Here is a 15035-nt window from a genome sequence, read left to right on the forward strand (position 1 = left end):
TTAGCGTCACGCGATGCTCTACACCGCTTTTGCCACGGAACTGAAAGCGGATCGCCGAGCCTCGCACATCGACATGACGGGTTCGTAGAGTGGTGAGCCCGTAGGAACGGTTTTCCTTTGCATAACGCGGGTTGCCCACTCGGATCAGCGTCGACTCAAGCAGTTGCACCAGCAATGCCATCACTTTTTCGCGCGGCATGCCGCGCCAAGCCAGGTGCTCCTCCAGCCGCTCGCGCATTCGCGCAAGGGCAGTCCCGAACGACAGAACCCGCTCGTACTTGTTGCCGTCCCGGATCTCTCGCCAGCGGGGGTGATAACGATATTGCTTGCGTCCGCGAACATCTCGTCCAGTCGCCTGCACATGGCCTTGCGGATCCGGGCAGATCCAGACGTCGGAGTAGGCCGGGGGAATGGCCAGCTTGTTGATGCGCGTTATCTCATGCGTATCCCGAATACGTTCTCCGGTTGGCAGAAAATAAGCAAATTTGCCTCTGAGCATTCGTCGGCTGATACCGGGAACGTGGTCGTCTACATAGTGCAGATCGGCTGGTAGCTCAGGACAGAGGGCGGTGCCGGTATCCGTTTGCTCGTCCGCCAGAAGCGGACGCACACCTTCCGCTAAGGGCAGAGCCGTCTCGCTGTCCTGATCGATCAGCATGCATGCTCCTGAAAGGACCACGGCCCTTCTAGAGCCTGGCCGCATTAACGAATATTAAGATGAGTGCGGCCGGGCTATCTTGGTGGATGGTGGCGATTCGCAGGACAAAGGCGTAGTCAGTTTTCGCTTTCCTGGCTGTTACGCATCAACAGCCTTATCGCGGCAACCAGTTCGTCGATTGCCTCTCGGTAGATAGCTGGGTCTGCCTTTGTTTCTGCGCTGTCGGCCAGTCGTCGTGCACTCTCCAGATGGTCATTTATCGAGGAATAGTCTCCGATCATGTAAGCGCTCCTGGGTTGCGGATGAGAAAGGCAGCTGCGCTGAAAAGGGGCACAGTGCTTGCCTCAATAAGAGACCGACGCAACAGAAAGGGGTTCGGACCGCGTGTCGAGCGCTGGTGTGAACGGTTTGGCGCAACCGCGCACAACTCTCGTTGACACCGCCTGACCGATCAGCTCGCCCCGTTCGATAATGCTGAGGCTATTGGTGGCCGTGCAAAGACGGCAGTGTAAAAGGCTATTCGGTTGTATGGCCGGTGCTTACGAGTTCGACGTCATCCCGTCACGCCGTCCGTGGATCACTAGCCCACCGACTTCAGTCGGTGGTTGTTGAGTTCGCCGCCGCGACGTCGAAGACGAGATTTATCCCATCGCCACTGCCGTCTCCGATGACCGAGCCCTGTACCGGTCTGTGCGTCACCTGACGGCCTGTGTAAAACTCGATCAGTCGCTGCTGCGCCACATCACGGATATGCGTGATCAGCCCTGTGGACTGTGTGTCGCGAGGGATGATGAACTTCAAGGAAACGCAATGGCTCTGGGCGCCCTCCGGTAAATCGGCCAGTCCGCTGCTGTGCCATTGATCGTTGACATAGGCTTCTGCACCTTTCATGGATCACTCCTTCGTTTATTCGCTCATTGCTGGGACCGTTAAACAATCGAATGGGTCCGTTTTCCTGGCGGGGCCATCATTGGTGGCCAAGCGAAATGCAACGAACAAGGCCCGGCGGCTTGCGCAACCGGGCCTTACCAAGGAGGAGTGACTTACTCAGGCATCTGCCAAGGCGCGAGATGCATACCCTGGCGACTCAGATCGGCGCGTGCTTGCTCCAGCGACTGACCGAGCTTGATCGGGTCGGAGTAGACGTTGCTCGCCAATTTGCAATGGCCCACGGTGCGCGATTCGCTGCCATCCAGGACCGTGATGCTGAGTTCGCCGTTGCCTTCGAGCAGCGTCCAGGCGACGCACTGGAACGGCTTGAACGCACGGTCGGTGATAAGAAGGGCGTCGTTGAAGCGAAGCGGGCTGTTCATCAGGCATGTCTCTCTGTGTGATACCAAAAATCGGATTTGAGCCTGCCGCCAGGCTGGCGGCGTTGGCCTTACATATCCATTGATGTACACAGAGGACTGATAAGTCACAGGGTCGTTTCATATTTTGTGTTTTTTTTGCAATTAGCCAAAGGTCTAGCATAGGCGCACCTTGGATGGTCGGCTTAGTCCCTCGGATGCTGCGGATAAGAATCGTGAGCAGTACTGCCATCAGCGCAGCGATTGCCAGACCGATGAGCGAGAAACGCACCAGATAGTTCTGAAACTCCGCTTCGACATCATCAACATAGATTCCCGAACCGATGATCCAGCCCCATGGCTTGAACAGTTCGACCAGGAGATCTTCGGCGCCGGGTCTTTTTCGCCGGGCTTCGCCTATTGATAATCAACCAGGCCGGCACCTTTGAGTTGAGCTACCTTGACCCTTTCGTTGAACAGCTCTTTGCCGTTCGGATCTTTGACCTTGGAGGGCTCCTGCTCCTCTAGCTCCGGCTTTATCGGATGCATGACCACGACCGGCTGCCTATCGTTGATCCAGAAGTAGTCATTCTGGCCATGGCGAATCATGCGAACCTGGTCCATCGCGGCTTTCTGCGCCTCGGCGGTCGTCATGCTTCCGCTGGCTTCGAGCTACGGGAGTAGGTCGGCACGCCGCGCGCCGTCTCGACGAGGTCCGATACTCGGACTGGTGTTCTGGCTGATCGTCGGCGTTCGCCGCCGCCATTGAATAGACGACGTTGAGCTATTGGTCCATGTCCGCTAGGCCCTATATAGACGCAGCGTTAATGCCGTTCGGGTTGCGCCTCGACCAGAGCCTCGTTATAGTCCTGCGCCGCGATTGAGATCGCGCATCACCGTCCCGCCCGGATGGCTAAACTGGTAGACGCAAGGGCTTAAAATTACTGCGCTCTGGCTGCTGTTGGGCCACGAAGACGTTGTAATGCTGCGCTGTTGTGGTGGCGGCAAAGAAGTAAGACGGGCTGCCAAGCCCTGTGAATACAAGCCTGGGTGGTGAAATGGTATACACAGCGGACTTAAACTCCGCCGCCGCTAAAACGGCATACGGGTTCGAGTCCCGTCCCAGGCACCATCGATCAGGTCTTCGGAATACGAGCGCAACGGACCTCGTCACAATTTGAGCGGGCCAAGCGGTGCAAAGTTGCTTACGCACGGTTCAGCCTGCAGAACCGCTCGGGCCAGAGCCCTCGTCAGCGCGGCATCGCAAGTCCGGGTCGACTAAATCGGCCCACGGGGGACTGCAATCCGGACCTACGCAGGTGGGCCTGTAGTGGCCGAACCGGGTCGGCACGTGTCAGGTGCAGCAACGTCATGCCGAGTGGCGTGCGGCCCAACGTCTTCAATCAGCGTTACCCAACAACGCCTTGGTGATCGCTTTGCCGACTTGCTCGAACGCCACGCCGGCTTCCTTGTCTTCGTCGAGTGCTTCGGCGCAAGCGACAATGACGATGGTATTGGCCTGCTTTTCTGCCAACGGCTCGATCACGCCGACGTGGCAGGCGCGCTCCAGCTGCGTGCCGGTTTTCTGGATGAAGGCCGCATCGCTGGGCAGGCCGGCTTCGAGCCGGTAGGCGTCGTAGCGGTCGATCTTCATGTCCTTGAACAGAAGGTCCCGGCTCGATTCGGACAGCAACTCGCCCTTAGCCAGTTTTTCCAGCAGCCTGCCGTATGACTCCAGGGTGCTGGCGTTCAGGTTGCGCGCGTAGTAACGCGCGTAGGCCTGCTCCATGCTGTCAGCCTTCAGCTCGCTGGTGGGGATGTTCAGGACTCGCGCCACCGCTTCGTAACGCGGTTTGCTGAACGGCGCAGAGGCGAGCTTCACCAGCTCGATGTTGTCCAGGTCCCGCGCGTCGGGGTGGAGTTCGCCGTAGACATCCCGGCGCACCTGGGTGAAGTCGGTGATACGTTCGAAGCCCTTGCCGCCCATGTTCTTGCGGGTGCGTTCGTTCAGTTCGTCCTCGCCAATCAGGCGGATCAGCATATTGGCGGCGGTGTTGTCGCTCTCGATCAGCATTTCGTTGAGCAGGCTACGCAGCGAATAGGCGACGCCCTCGTCCTGCCAGACCAGATCTCCTGAGCCGTCGACCTTGTCGGTGGCTTCGAGGGTTATTTCTTCATCCAGGCTGTGTTTGCCTTCATCAATGCTCTGCAGCACGGCAACGGCAATGGGCACTTTGACAGCCGAACCCAGGTACCAGAATCGGTCGGCGTCATGGCTGAGCGCCTTGCCGTCACCGAGATGCTTGACGTAGACCCCGAGCTTTCCCGGTGACTGCTCGTCGATGCGCCGGATGTCCTGCTCGAGCGCGCTGCGCCAGGAATCCGAATAGGCCTGCTCTTTGTAGGCCCAGAGCGCGAGCCCCAGGCCAACCAGTACTGGAAGGGCAAGCAGCTTTCTGCTGAGCAAGATTTTGGCATTCACAGGCGTAGCACTCCAGAGGCGGTAATCGCTTCACCCGTACCGCGCAGCGCGCGTTCGGCCTTGGCGGTGGACGCGGCGCCGCGTACGCAGGCTACGACGACAATTCGTCCGTCTGAAGCCAAGGGTTTGTAGGGGGGCGGGGAGATAAGGCCGACGTCGCAGATACGCGCGACTTGGGTTCCGGTCTTATGGGCATAGTTGACGGTGGGGGGTAGTCCGGCCTTGATGCGCTGCGCGCCCGTAGCAACGCGTGCCATGACGCTGATGACATATTCGGTACTGGCCTGGCTCAGCGCGCGGCCTTCCACCAGCGCAGTGAGCAGATCGCCGTACGCCTGCAGCGTGCCTGAGTTGTAAGGCGTGGCGTAATAACGGGCGTACGCCTCGTTCAGGCTGATCTGCTTCAAATCGGTCGACGGGACCTTGAGCAGGTTGGCCAGTATCTTCTTGCGGCCCGCCTCGGAGGGCTGCTGTTTGAGGCGCAGAAAGTCTCGGCCAGAGAGCTCCCGGGCCCGCGGATGAAGCTCGCTGTAGATCAGCCTGCGCACGTCCGCCAGCCGGGTAATCGGGCCTAACCCTTCCGGAACGAGTTCCTGGGTGACTGCGTTGACCGCCTCGAGGCCTACCAGACTGATCAACATATCGGTGGCCGTATTGTCGCTGTGGATCAGCATTTGATCCATGAGGTAGCGGACGCTCAAGCGCTTGCCGGGTCCGTGGCTATTGGTTGGACCGGCTCCGTCAACATAGTCCGACTCCAGCAGTTTCACTTGCGTGTCCAGGCTCATCGTGTCCTGGTCGATACGTCGCATGATGGCAATCGCTACCGGGACCTTGATCGTGGAGGCCAGATACCAGAACTCGTCGCCGTGATAGGACGCCGACACACCGCTGTCCAGATCCTTGAGATACACGCCGAGTTCCCCAGAGGTCTGTTCGTCGACCTTTGCGACACGTTCGAGAAAGTCTTCGGCCCAGCTGAAACCCTCCTGGGCGAAGGTTTGCGTTGGGGCTATCAACAGCGCAGCAGCCATCAATAGCGATGCTGCGATACCGGTACGGGACGGATGCTTGGATCGGGGCAACACTGCGATCTGACCTCACTTGCTGACTTGATACCGGCTATTGACCCCGCAGGGTCCGGCCCGTGCGGAACCGGTACGTGACTGAATTTCTCAGCGGTCGAGCGTGCCGCAGCTGCGCTGCAGCTGTGCGGTTGCACCCGCGCCCGGTCTAGCAACCTGCCCATCATCGAACGACTGGCCGTAGCGCAACGTCCTACCTCTTGACGGTACGTAGCAAGCAACAGGACAGGAGCAATGCGTGGGGCAGGTCAGCAAGGACAAATTCATCGGGCTCGAATGGCTGCGCTTTTCGCTCGGCATGTACATCGTGTGTTTCCACACCCTTCACAATTATGCCGACGACCTGCCTGGATGGTTGGCGGGCATGACGGGTGTCGGGTTCTTCGCCACCAGCACCTTCTTCGTCCTCTCGGGTTTTTTGCTGGCTCACGTCTACTGCCAGCAGGGCCAGCTGCGCGAGCCAGGGCGAAGCTTTCTCAGCAGGCGTTTTGCCAATCTCTACCCGCTGCACCTGTTTTCCCTCGCCCTGACCGGGCTGGTGCTGTTCATCATCGCCAAGCTCGGCATTCCGCCTGACGACGTCAAAGCCACGCTGCGCTTCGTGGTTTACGACACCCATGAAGACCTGGGCGACGCGTCGCGCGAGACGCTGGAGCACTTCATGGGCAATGGCGAGCTACTGCTCAATTTCGTGTTGCAGTTGCTCATGCTGCAGGCCTGGAATCCCTATTACCTGACGTTCAACCCGCCGTTGTGGTCGATTTCCACCCTGTTCTTTTTCTACCTGACCTTCCCGTTGCTGGCGCCTCGGTTGATGAACCTGAGACACAAGGCGCTGTGGCTCGGCGTGGTCATGGCGATTTACCTGATCCCGCCCTTGTGGGTGGTCCAGCAGCACGAATATGGCATTCCGTTTACCGGCATGCTGCACCGCATGCCATTGCTGCGCTTGCCCGAGTTTCTCGCCGGCATCCTGCTGTACGGCTTGTTCCGCGAGATGCAGACCCACGACCGCTTACCGCGACTGGGCGGCCGACTGCTGATGGCGGGCTTGGTTCTGGTGTGTTTCGTCGGCGCGATCTGGCTGCTCAAGGGAGAGAAATACTGGTACTTCCTCCTGCACAACGGCTTGTTGCTGCCCTCGCAGCTGGCGCTGATCTATCTGTTCGCACTCATCTCGACGCCGGCGAGCGCAGGGCTGATTCGCTGGTCGCAGCGCCTGGGTGCGGCGTCCTTGCCGCTGTTCGTTCTGCACGTGCCGGTGTTCATCCTGTTTTCCCGTTCGGAAAAGTTGTTGGCCGTGTTCTCACCAGGCTGTATCGAGGCGTGGAGCGATTGCGCAGCCCAGGCGGGTGAGCAGTCCTTGTCGCTATGGTTCTATCCGCTGTACCTGATATTGACCGTGGCGATCTGCCTCTGGGCTCAGGAACACGCCGTGGTGCCAACTCGCAAACGGCTGCTCAGGTGGTTGCCGGTTCAATCGAAGTCGGCATGAGCGGAGCGGGGCGATGAAAGACACGCCAGCAATATATCTCGGCACCGCCAGTTGGAGCCTTCCGCGTGAGCAGTGGCCCGCTTTTCCGGTCGAGGGCACGCACTTGCAGCGCTACGCAGGCCGGTTCGGTGCGGTGGAAATCAACAGCTCCTTTTACCGCCCCCACCGTCCCGCGACCTATGCCAAGTGGGCCGCTAGCGTGCCGGAGGCGTTTCGCTTTTGCGTGAAGGTGCCGAAACAGATTACGCACCAGCAAAAGCTGATCGGGTGCGAAGCATTGCTCGAACGCTTTCTGCATGAATGTGAGCATCTGGGCGAAAAGCTCGGCTGCCTGCTGGTTCAGCTGCCGCCGTCGCTGGTTTTCGACCCGCCGAGGGCCGAAGATTTTCTCGACGCACTGCGAGCGCGTTTCGAGGGCTCTATCGCTATAGAGCCGCGTCATCCGACCTGGCTGCAGGCCGACGCCCTGCTGCAGCAAGCGCGTATCGGGCGGGTTGCCGCCGACCCGGCTCCTTTTGCCGAATCCGCCGAGCCGGGGGGATGGTCGGGGTTGCGCTATTACCGACTACATGGATCGCCGCGCATCTATTACTCGACCTACGAAGCCGATCGGCTCGACGCCCTGGCCGTGCGTTTGACGGGCGAGTGCAGCAAGGCAATCCAATGGTGCATCTTCGATAACACGGCAAGCGGGGCCGCTACGGCCGATGCGCTTGCCCTTCAAGGACGCCTTTTGCAGATATGAGTCCGCTTACAGGCTCGTTTGCGGGCTACGCCTCATTCCATGGCAACCTGGATACACCCAACCCCGAAGATGCCAAGCAGATAAAGGCCCCGGTACTGGTGTTGCACGGCGCCGATGACGCGGCCGTTTCGCAGGAGCAGGTCGACGCTTTCGTCGCCGAGATGAAAGCCACCGAAGTGGATTGGCAGATGGTCAGCTACGGCAATGCCGTGCACTCGTTCACCGATCCCTACGCCAAGGTTCCGGGTCGCAATGAATACCATCCGGCAGTGGCGAAGCGCGCGTTCCAGGCCATGAATGATCTACTCGACGAGACGTTCGCTACGCAGTGATAGCGCACGGAGCCGTTCGATAAAGATCGGCGGATGCCATTACAAAGCATCCGCCAATGCATCGACTTATCGCGGAATGATCCGTACCCGTCCAGCCGTGTTGTCACGGCGGGCGACCTTCTCGTTTTCCGCCCGACCAGGAATGGAGCCATCATCGGCGCCGCGATCCGGTGTGGCCATGCCGTTGAGCTTGCGCTCGTCTTCGCTGATGGAGGAGGCGTCGGGGTAACCGGTGGTCAGTGTCTCGGTGCTGGCGGTGACAGGCGTTGCGTCATCGCTGCCCCAGGTGGCGCTGCGCTCATCGATGTCGATTGCACCGTTGCGCTCCATGACCTGCTCGACCCAGGAGACCTGGCTATCGTCCTCCAGCGTGACGGTGACTACGGTCGATCCCCGACGTGCCGCCTCCGGGTAACGGCCGGCATGCTTGCTCGAATCGTCGCCGAAGACCTTGCTGAAGAAGCTGCCGAGTTTGTCGGCGACCGTGGCGTCTTCGTCCGGCTCTTCGCCGATGACTTCGACGCGGCTGCTGTCGACCGTTTCAGGGTTGGAGGAGGCGGATACCTGGATGGCGCCACTGGCAATGCCCTGGCTCAGTAGCTCGGATTTGACTTGCTCGGCTTCGGCGTAACGGTCGAAGGCGGCGATGAGGATCTGGGTCATGGATGTACCGCAGATGGGCTGCATCTAAACAATGTGCAGCCGTGGCTGCGTTGACAGTTGTAGCAAGCGCCTCGGTAAGTCAGCTAGACGCACGCCGTCCTGTCTATTGGGCGCAGGGGGCGGGGCATTGGTTCCGGTCGTTCTCATTACCCAATGCTTCGGGCAGTTGGCCCGTACCCGGAGCTGCACCGTCCAGGGGCAGCTCCGTTTGCGACGTCTGCGCCTTCGCGGGCGAAGTGCACGGCTGCGGCACGACCGATACCGCTGTCGCCACCGCTGACCAGCGCGACCTTGCCTTCCAGCTTGCCGCTGCCCTTGTAGCTGTCACGGATGAACTCGGCAGGTGGCTGCAGCTCGCTTTCCAGCCCGGGTAGACGGTCCTGCTTCTGCGCGCGAATTTTCGGTTAGCTCATACAATCTCCAGTCGTGTGAATGCTTGCTGTAGATACGGCTGGCGCCTGAGTTCAAGCGGCCAGCGCTGGTGGCGGCCTATGTACTGACCGCGCTGGTGATTACCGCGCAGTTCACCGCCTACACCTATATCGAACCCTTCGCGCAGACCATCGCGCGCCTGAACGGCAACATGACCACGGCGCTGCTGCTGCTGTTCGGTGGGGCCGGTATTCTCGGGTCGGTGCTCTTCAGCCGTTACAGCAACCGGTATCCGAAGGGCTTCCTGATCGCGGCGATTTCGACCGTGGCTATGTGCCTGTTGCTGCTGTTGCCCGCATCGCGCGACGGCTCGCTGCTGGCTGCTCTGGTGGTGGTATGGGGTATCGCCGGCATGTGCTTTGGCCTGGCGCTACAGGCGAAAGTACTGAACCTCGCCTCCGATGCGACGGATGTCGCCATGGCCTTGTTCTCAGGCATCTATAACGTCGGCATTGGCGGCGGCGCACTGCTGGGCAGCCTGGTCACCGCTCATCTCGGCCTCAGCGCTGTTGGCATCGTTGGCGGTCTGTTGGCCCTGAGCGGCGTCGTGCTGTGCTGCTTTGCGACCTATCGCTTCGCCAGGCCGGTGAGCCGCGCCGCGCTCTGACGCGCTGGGGCAGGTGTCAGCGGGGTTGTGATCCCACGTTGCTGCGCGGGTTAGGCTTGGCCGAAGAGCTGGGTGCTCCGTTGACGCAAATTCCTGGCGACGTCGATTCCGGTATCGGCCGTCAATGAAGGGGCTGGCGTACCGTAGCCAGCCATCCCATCAATGCAGTTCGTTGGCGAAGCGACCCACCGCGCTTACGACCTGTTTGGCCCCGTCCTGGATTTCGACGATGACCTCGCCCGCCTGGTTGGCCAGCGACAGCCCTTGGGCTGCTTGCTCGCGGCTGTTGGCCATTTCCCGTACGGCTTCGTCGACCAGCGCCTGGTTCTTCTGCACCACACTGACGATCTCTTCGGTAGCGGCGCTGGTGCGGCCGGCCAGTTGGCGAACTTCGTCGGCGACTACAGCAAACCCGCGACCCTGTTCACCGGCGCGTGCGGCTTCGATGGCGGCGTTGAGTGCAAGCAGGTTGGTTTGTGCAGCGATGCCGCCAATGGTCTGGACGATGGAGCTGATCAGGTGCGATTGCTGGCCCAGCGCCTCGATACCCTGAGTGGCCGATTCGACCTCCTCGGCGATGCGTTTCATGGTCGCAACCGTATCCTTGACCACCACGGCGCCGCGCTCGGCGCTGGTGTCGGTCTTGCGCGACACATCATAGGCGATGCTCGCCGCTTCCCGGACCTCTTCCTCACGTGCGACCTGATCGCTGACCACACTGGCGAACTTGACCACTTTGCACAGCTTGCCTTCGGTGTCATAGACGGGGTTGTAAGTCGCTTCCAGCCAGACGTCCCGGCCCTTGCTGTCGATGCGCTTGAAGCGATTCGCAACGAATTCGCCGCGATTTAGCGTTTGCCAGAAGGTCTTGTACTGCTGGGAAGACGCTTCTTCCGGAGGGCAGAACATGCTGTGGTGCTTGCCCACGATCTGCTTGAGCGAATAGCCCATGCCTTGCAGGAACTGGTCGTTGGCCGAGACTATGGTGCCGTCCAGATTGAACTGAATGACCGCGGTAGAACGCAGCAGCGCGTTGATGAACGCTTCGTTCTCCTTGGCCAGCTGCAGCTCTTTCGTCACTTCACGGGCGTACCCGCTCATGTGCAGCAACTTGCCTTGGGCGTTCAGGATCGGATACCAGTCGATGTGCAGCCAGGCAAGGCTGCCGTCGGTGCGCAGAAAACGATAGTCGTCGCTGACGGGTTCGAGCTTGGACACAGCCGCTCGGAAATTATGAAAGCAGGGCAGGCTTTTTACATAGGCCGGGACGATATCCGCCATGGCGCGGCCTTTCAGTTGCTCGACGGTGTAGCCGAGCGTCTGCGCGAATTTCTGGTTGACGGCCACCATTCGAAACTCGGTGTCGAGGGTGATCGACAGCATCGTTGCGTTCATTTGTTCGCGAAGCTGCCGAAGCAGCGACAGTTCTACAGTCTGCTCTTCGACTTGTTTTTTGAGGTGGTTGTTGAACATGAAAGCACCGACAGATGACTGGACGTACCTCTCTATCGGCACGCCACTTCCATACTTGATGACCAACGTCGCTCGGAGCGCGTGCCTCAGTCGACCCGCTCCAGGCGCACCCGGATCACGCCGGCGCGCGTGCTGGCGATGTGCTCAAACGCCGCTTTCGACAGGTCGATAATCCGCCCTCGGACGAACGGCCCGCGGTCGTTAATACGCACTACGATGCTTTGGCCGTTACGGGTGTTGATTACCCGAACCTTCGTGCCGAAGGACAGGGTGCGGTGCGCTGCCGTGAGTGCATTTTGGTCGAAGCGCTCGCCGCTGGCGGTCAGTTTGTTGTGGTGCTGGTTGCCGTAATACGAGGCCTTGCCTGAACCGATCAGTGCGCCCGTCTCGGTGGGCGCTTCCTGCGGTGAGGGGATCTTCGGTCGCGGAGTGGTACAGCCTGCAAGTGCTACGACCGTGAGCAGGGTGAACAACCAAACGGCTGGCCTGATGAGCATCGTCGATCCTTGTCTTCGTCATGAGGAATCCGGGCAGCGCCGTACGGAACGGTAAGGCGCGGAGCCATTATGAGAGTGTATCGGTGCCAGTAAGTTTTCGAGGTCACTCGTGCTTCAGTGATCAGCGCTCGCGCACCGGGGAGGGTGCAAGCCGAGCGGTGTAATGCATAGCGGACCCGATCGCCCGGGTCCGCCCCGGCGCGCTTACTCGCTCGGTTTGGCCAACCAGGCGTCAGCGATGCGTTGGTATTCTCCAGTGGCCCTGGTCAGGTGCAGCCACTGATCGACGTAGGCCTTGAATGCCACATCACCGCGCGGCAGCAGGAAGGCCTTTTCGCTGTACTGCAGGGGTTTGTCGGGGTTAACCGCACACAGAGTCGGGTAGTTGCGCTGTTGATACTGCGCCTCCGACGAGTCGGTGATCATTACGTCGGCCTTGTTATCGGCGACGGATTTGAAGATCACGGTGTTGTCGTGGAACAGCTCCAGCTGCGCCTTGGGCAGCTCGCGACGCACGAAGGCTTCGTTGGTGCCGCCTGGCGGCTCGATCAGGCGCACCGAGGGCTGGTTGAGCTGCTCGACGGTCTGGTACTTCTCGGCCTCATCACAGCGAACGAAGGGGATCTTGCCGTCCACGGTGATCGGGTTGCTGAAGAAGGCCTTCTTTTGCCGCTCGAGTGAAATGGAGACGCCGCCCACGGCCATGTCGCATTGAGCGAGGAAGTCCGGCATCAAGGTCTTCCAGGTGGTCGGTACCCACTCGATCTTGACGCCCAGGGACTTTGCCAGTGACTCGGCGAGGGCGATGTCGATGCCCTCGTAGCGCTTGTCGTCGCGCAGAAAGGTGTAGGGCTTGTAGTCGCCAGTCGTGCAGATCTTCAGCGTACCGCGCTGTTGGGCTTCATCGAGCACCGAGGAGGAGGGCGCAGCGAAGGCCGCGCCGCTGGCCAGCAAGACGCCAGCCGCAATCAGAGATCTCATGGTGTTTCCTTACAAGGACATGCCTGGGCTGCGGTTATTGTTCTGACCCGTCAGTCGGGCACGTCGAACGTAACGGAGAGCGGCCAGACCTCACAAGGGGTTTGCGTGACGCCGTACCGCCGCGTAAGCACCGGGACCATGGCCGAACAAGTTCGGCCCTGCACTCGGGCTGAATTTGTTTCGCCGTCCTACGGTCAGCCAACGATTCCCTTGCAGGGCCGAATTCATTCGGCCGCCGTGCGGTAATTCCAAGGCTGATCCCCGGCAGGCCTCAGGCGTGCGGCTTGCTGCGAATGGTTTTCATCAAGTCGGCCGGGGTGATGTGGCCGACCACGCTGCTGGCGCTGCCCGGCTGCGGCAGGTCGAGGATGTTGCCCTTGATCTTGCCGATCACGTGCATCTCGCAGGGCTTGCAGTCGAATTTCAGGGTCAGTACCTCATCGCCGTGCATCAGCTGCATCGGCGCAACCTTGGTGCGCACGCCGGTGACGCCCTTGGCCTGTTTCGGGCAGAGGTTGAATGAGAAACGCAGGCAGTGCTTGGTGATCATCACCGGCACTTCGCCGGTTTCCTCGTGGGCCTCGTAGGCCGCATCGATCAGCTGCACGCCGTAACGGTGATAGAACGCCCGGGCTTTCTCGTTGTAGACGTTGGCGAGGAACGACAGGTGCGCTTCCGGGTAGACCGGCGGCGGCACGCTGACCGGCTTGCGCCCGCCGCGCGGACGGATGGCTTCGCGCGCTTCGCCCAGCGCCTCGATGGCCTCGCGGCGCAGCGCCTTGAGCTGCGAGTTGGGGATGAAGAAGGCCTGCGGTGCATCCACTTCGACTTCTTCGGCGTGGTAGATCGTGGTGCCCAGCTGGCTCAGCAGGTCGGCAATCTGGCCGGGTACCTGTTCCGGTTTCTTCGCTTCGCCGAACGGGCCAGCCAGGGTGGCCGTGGCATAGGCGCCTTCCTCGCTGGTGACGTGCAGTTCCAGTTCATCGGCGCGCAATTTCGCCAGCCAGCGCACGCCGATGCGGCGCTCGGCGGAGGTCTTGAGCAGCGCGTTCTGCCAGTTGTGATCCAGGTTGCGGTTGAGCGGGTGGTTCGGGCGCACCTGACGCATGGCGGCGGGCATTTCGTTGGGTTCGACGCGGTACTGCCAGAACGACTGACCGTCCTCCTCGAACCGCTTCAGCGGCTCGACCACGCTGGCACGGAAACCCACCACCTCGCGCTTGATCAGCACGTTGAGGCCGTCGCCGTTGGACAGCGGCTCGCGGGTCTGCACGGTCAGGTCATGCTTGCCGACCTTGAGCACTTCACCCACGGCGAGACCGGTGAAGGTCGGCGAGTCGAAGGCGCCAATGTCGATCTTGCGGTCGGTCACGAAGTAATCGGTGCTGCCGCGGTGAAAGGTCTTGTCCGGGTCCGGTACGAAGAAATGGTCGGTGCGACCGCTGGAGGCACGGGCGAGGTCCGGGCGCTCGGCGAGGATGCCGTCGAGGCGCTGGCGGTAGTAAGCGGTGATGTTTTTCACGTAGCTCACATCCTTGTAGCGCCCTTCGATCTTGAACGAACGCACGCCGGCATCGACCAGCGCGCGCAGGTTCGCGCTCTGGTTGTTGTCCTTCATCGACAGCAGGTGCTTGTCGAAGGCAACGACGCGGCCCTGGTCATCCTTCAGCGTGTAGGGCAGGCGGCACGCTTGGGAGCAATCGCCACGGTTGGCGCTGCGGCCGTTTTGCGCATGGGAAATGTTGCACTGCCCGGAAAACGCCACGCACAGGGCGCCATGGATGAAGAATTCCAGCGTCGAATCCACTTCGTCGTAAATCGCGCGGATTTCCTGCAGGTTCAGCTCGCGGGCCAGCACCAGCTGCGAGAAACCGGCCTTGTCGAGAAACGTGGCGCGCTCCAGGGTGCGGATGTCGGTCTGGGTGCTGGCGTGCAGTTCGATCGGCGGGATGTCCATTTCCATCACGCCCATGTCCTGCACGATCAGCGCATCGACGCCGATTTCATAGAGCTGCCAGATCAGCGCCCGCGCAGCTTCCAGCTCATCGTCATGGAGGATGGTGTTGATGGTGACGAATACCCGTGCGTGGAACAGATGCGCAAATTTCACCAGCTCGGCGATGTCCGCCACGCTGTTCTCGGCGTTGTGCCGCGCACCGAAGCTCGGGCCGCCGATATACACCGCATCGGCGCCATGCAGGATGGCTTCACGGGCAATGCTGGCATCCCGGGCAGGGGCGAGCAGTTCGAGATGGTGCTTGGGCAGGGACATGGCGCGGACCGGATTTGAATCGAA

14 protein-coding genes, 1 tRNA gene and 4 pseudogenes are annotated in these 15035 nt (G+C 60.8%); 5 read left to right on the forward strand and 14 right to left on the reverse strand.

Annotated elements, in window-relative coordinates; translation table 11 throughout:
* The 6 genes and pseudogenes from NA637_RS14395 to NA637_RS14415 all read right to left on the reverse strand — a co-directional run.
* A partial coding sequence (locus NA637_RS14395; protein ID WP_423836732.1) for a DNA topoisomerase IB occupies positions 1-658 on the reverse strand: 658 nt, incomplete at its 3' end.
* A 116-nt stretch (positions 659-774) separates the two neighbouring features.
* On the reverse strand, positions 775-939 hold the full coding sequence (locus NA637_RS14400; protein ID WP_256073109.1) for a hypothetical protein: 165 nt from the start codon (positions 937-939) through the stop codon (positions 775-777).
* Between the two features lie 313 nt (positions 940-1252).
* Positions 1253-1549: a hypothetical protein gene (locus tag NA637_RS14405; RefSeq protein ID WP_256073110.1), complete on the reverse strand. Its 297-nt coding sequence runs from the start codon at positions 1547-1549 to the stop codon at positions 1253-1255.
* A gap of 152 nt (positions 1550-1701) precedes the next feature.
* Complete coding sequence (locus tag NA637_RS14410; RefSeq protein WP_045427540.1) at positions 1702-1971, reverse strand: hypothetical protein; 270 nt, start codon at positions 1969-1971, stop codon at positions 1702-1704.
* 310 nt (positions 1972-2281) lie between these two features.
* Positions 2282-2368: pseudogene (locus NA637_RS25540) on the reverse strand (hypothetical protein); the annotation flags it as partial.
* Positions 2365-2601: a cache domain-containing protein gene (locus NA637_RS14415; RefSeq protein WP_256073111.1), complete on the reverse strand. Its 237-nt coding sequence runs from the start codon at positions 2599-2601 to the stop codon at positions 2365-2367. The gene NA637_RS14415 and the pseudogene NA637_RS25540, both read right to left, overlap by 4 nt.
* A 390-nt stretch (positions 2602-2991) precedes the next feature.
* On the opposite strand from NA637_RS14415, the gene NA637_RS14420 reads away from it, so the two are divergent.
* Positions 2992-3079 (forward strand) — tRNA-Leu (locus tag NA637_RS14420).
* A 267-nt stretch (positions 3080-3346) separates the two neighbouring features.
* On the opposite strand, the gene NA637_RS14425 is transcribed toward NA637_RS14420, so the two are convergent.
* Together NA637_RS14425 and NA637_RS14430 are read right to left on the reverse strand one after the other, a co-directional pair.
* Complete coding sequence (locus NA637_RS14425) at positions 3347-4381, reverse strand: serine hydrolase (protein WP_423836734.1); 1035 nt, start codon at positions 4379-4381, stop codon at positions 3347-3349.
* Positions 4382-4425: 44 nt separating this feature from the next.
* Positions 4426-5514 carry a serine hydrolase gene (locus tag NA637_RS14430; protein WP_256073112.1) on the reverse strand — a complete coding sequence of 363 codons (1089 nt, stop codon included), beginning with the start codon at positions 5512-5514 and terminating at the stop codon, positions 4426-4428.
* A 298-nt stretch (positions 5515-5812) separates the two neighbouring features.
* Between NA637_RS14430 and NA637_RS14435 the strand changes: the two genes are divergently transcribed.
* The 3 genes and pseudogenes from NA637_RS14435 to NA637_RS14445 form a co-directional block, all read left to right on the forward strand.
* Entirely contained in the window at positions 5813-7009 is a 1197-nt protein-coding gene (locus NA637_RS14435; protein WP_423836735.1) for an acyltransferase family protein, read from the forward strand.
* A 13-nt stretch (positions 7010-7022) separates the two neighbouring features.
* Positions 7023-7754, forward strand: a complete 732-nt coding sequence (locus NA637_RS14440; protein WP_256073114.1) for a DUF72 domain-containing protein — start codon at positions 7023-7025, stop codon at positions 7752-7754.
* Positions 7755-7774: 20 nt separating this feature from the next.
* Positions 7775-8086: pseudogene (locus tag NA637_RS14445) on the forward strand (dienelactone hydrolase family protein); the annotation flags it as partial.
* A gap of 66 nt (positions 8087-8152) precedes the next feature.
* Here the strand turns inward: NA637_RS14445 and NA637_RS14450 are convergent.
* Both NA637_RS14450 and NA637_RS14455 read right to left on the reverse strand, forming a co-directional pair.
* Complete coding sequence (locus tag NA637_RS14450) at positions 8153-8749, reverse strand: hypothetical protein (RefSeq protein WP_256073115.1); 597 nt, start codon at positions 8747-8749, stop codon at positions 8153-8155.
* Between the two features lie 209 nt (positions 8750-8958).
* Positions 8959-9147 (reverse strand): annotated as a pseudogene (locus NA637_RS14455) (NAD(P)-dependent oxidoreductase); the annotation flags it as partial.
* Between the two features lie 65 nt (positions 9148-9212).
* Between NA637_RS14455 and NA637_RS14460 the strand changes: the two are divergent.
* Positions 9213-9788 (forward strand): annotated as a pseudogene (locus NA637_RS14460) (MFS transporter); the annotation flags it as partial.
* Positions 9789-9947: 159 nt separating this feature from the next.
* Here NA637_RS14460 and NA637_RS14465 read toward each other — a convergent pair.
* The 4 genes from NA637_RS14465 to NA637_RS14480 form a co-directional block, all read right to left on the reverse strand.
* Positions 9948-11261, reverse strand: coding sequence for a methyl-accepting chemotaxis protein (locus NA637_RS14465; protein WP_256073116.1), 1314 nt, complete (start codon positions 11259-11261; stop codon positions 9948-9950).
* A gap of 86 nt (positions 11262-11347) precedes the next feature.
* Positions 11348-11758: a septal ring lytic transglycosylase RlpA family protein gene (locus tag NA637_RS14470; protein WP_256073117.1), complete on the reverse strand. Its 411-nt coding sequence runs from the start codon at positions 11756-11758 to the stop codon at positions 11348-11350.
* A gap of 204 nt (positions 11759-11962) precedes the next feature.
* Positions 11963-12739, reverse strand: coding sequence for a transporter substrate-binding domain-containing protein (locus tag NA637_RS14475; RefSeq protein ID WP_256073118.1), 777 nt, complete (start codon positions 12737-12739; stop codon positions 11963-11965).
* 271 nt (positions 12740-13010) lie between these two features.
* Entirely contained in the window at positions 13011-15011 is a 2001-nt protein-coding gene (locus tag NA637_RS14480; protein WP_256073119.1) for a peptidase U32 family protein, read from the reverse strand.
* Between the last annotated feature and the right edge of the window lie 24 nt (positions 15012-15035).

This window comes from Stutzerimonas stutzeri, from assembly GCF_024448935.1.
Taxonomy (GTDB): Bacteria; Pseudomonadota; Gammaproteobacteria; order Pseudomonadales; family Pseudomonadaceae; genus Stutzerimonas; species Stutzerimonas stutzeri_AO.

Coding starts and splice junctions, on each gene's coding strand:
- NA637_RS14400 (WP_256073109.1), bottom strand. CDS start 939: ATGATCGGAGACTATTCCTCGATAAATGACCATCTGGAGAGTGCACGA.
- NA637_RS14405 (WP_256073110.1), bottom strand. CDS start 1,549: ATGAAAGGTGCAGAAGCCTATGTCAACGATCAATGGCACAGCAGCGGA.
- NA637_RS14410 (WP_045427540.1), bottom strand. CDS start 1,971: ATGAACAGCCCGCTTCGCTTCAACGACGCCCTTCTTATCACCGACCGT.
- NA637_RS14415 (WP_256073111.1), bottom strand. CDS start 2,601: ATGACGACCGCCGAGGCGCAGAAAGCCGCGATGGACCAGGTTCGCATG.
- NA637_RS14435 (WP_423836735.1), top strand. CDS start 5,813: ATGTACATCGTGTGTTTCCACACCCTTCACAATTATGCCGACGACCTG.
- NA637_RS14440 (WP_256073114.1), top strand. CDS start 7,023: ATGAAAGACACGCCAGCAATATATCTCGGCACCGCCAGTTGGAGCCTT.
- NA637_RS14450 (WP_256073115.1), bottom strand. CDS start 8,749: ATGACCCAGATCCTCATCGCCGCCTTCGACCGTTACGCCGAAGCCGAG.
- NA637_RS14465 (WP_256073116.1), bottom strand. CDS start 11,261: ATGTTCAACAACCACCTCAAAAAACAAGTCGAAGAGCAGACTGTAGAA.
- NA637_RS14470 (WP_256073117.1), bottom strand. CDS start 11,758: ATGCTCATCAGGCCAGCCGTTTGGTTGTTCACCCTGCTCACGGTCGTA.
- NA637_RS14475 (WP_256073118.1), bottom strand. CDS start 12,739: ATGAGATCTCTGATTGCGGCTGGCGTCTTGCTGGCCAGCGGCGCGGCC.
- NA637_RS14480 (WP_256073119.1), bottom strand. CDS start 15,011: ATGTCCCTGCCCAAGCACCATCTCGAACTGCTCGCCCCTGCCCGGGAT.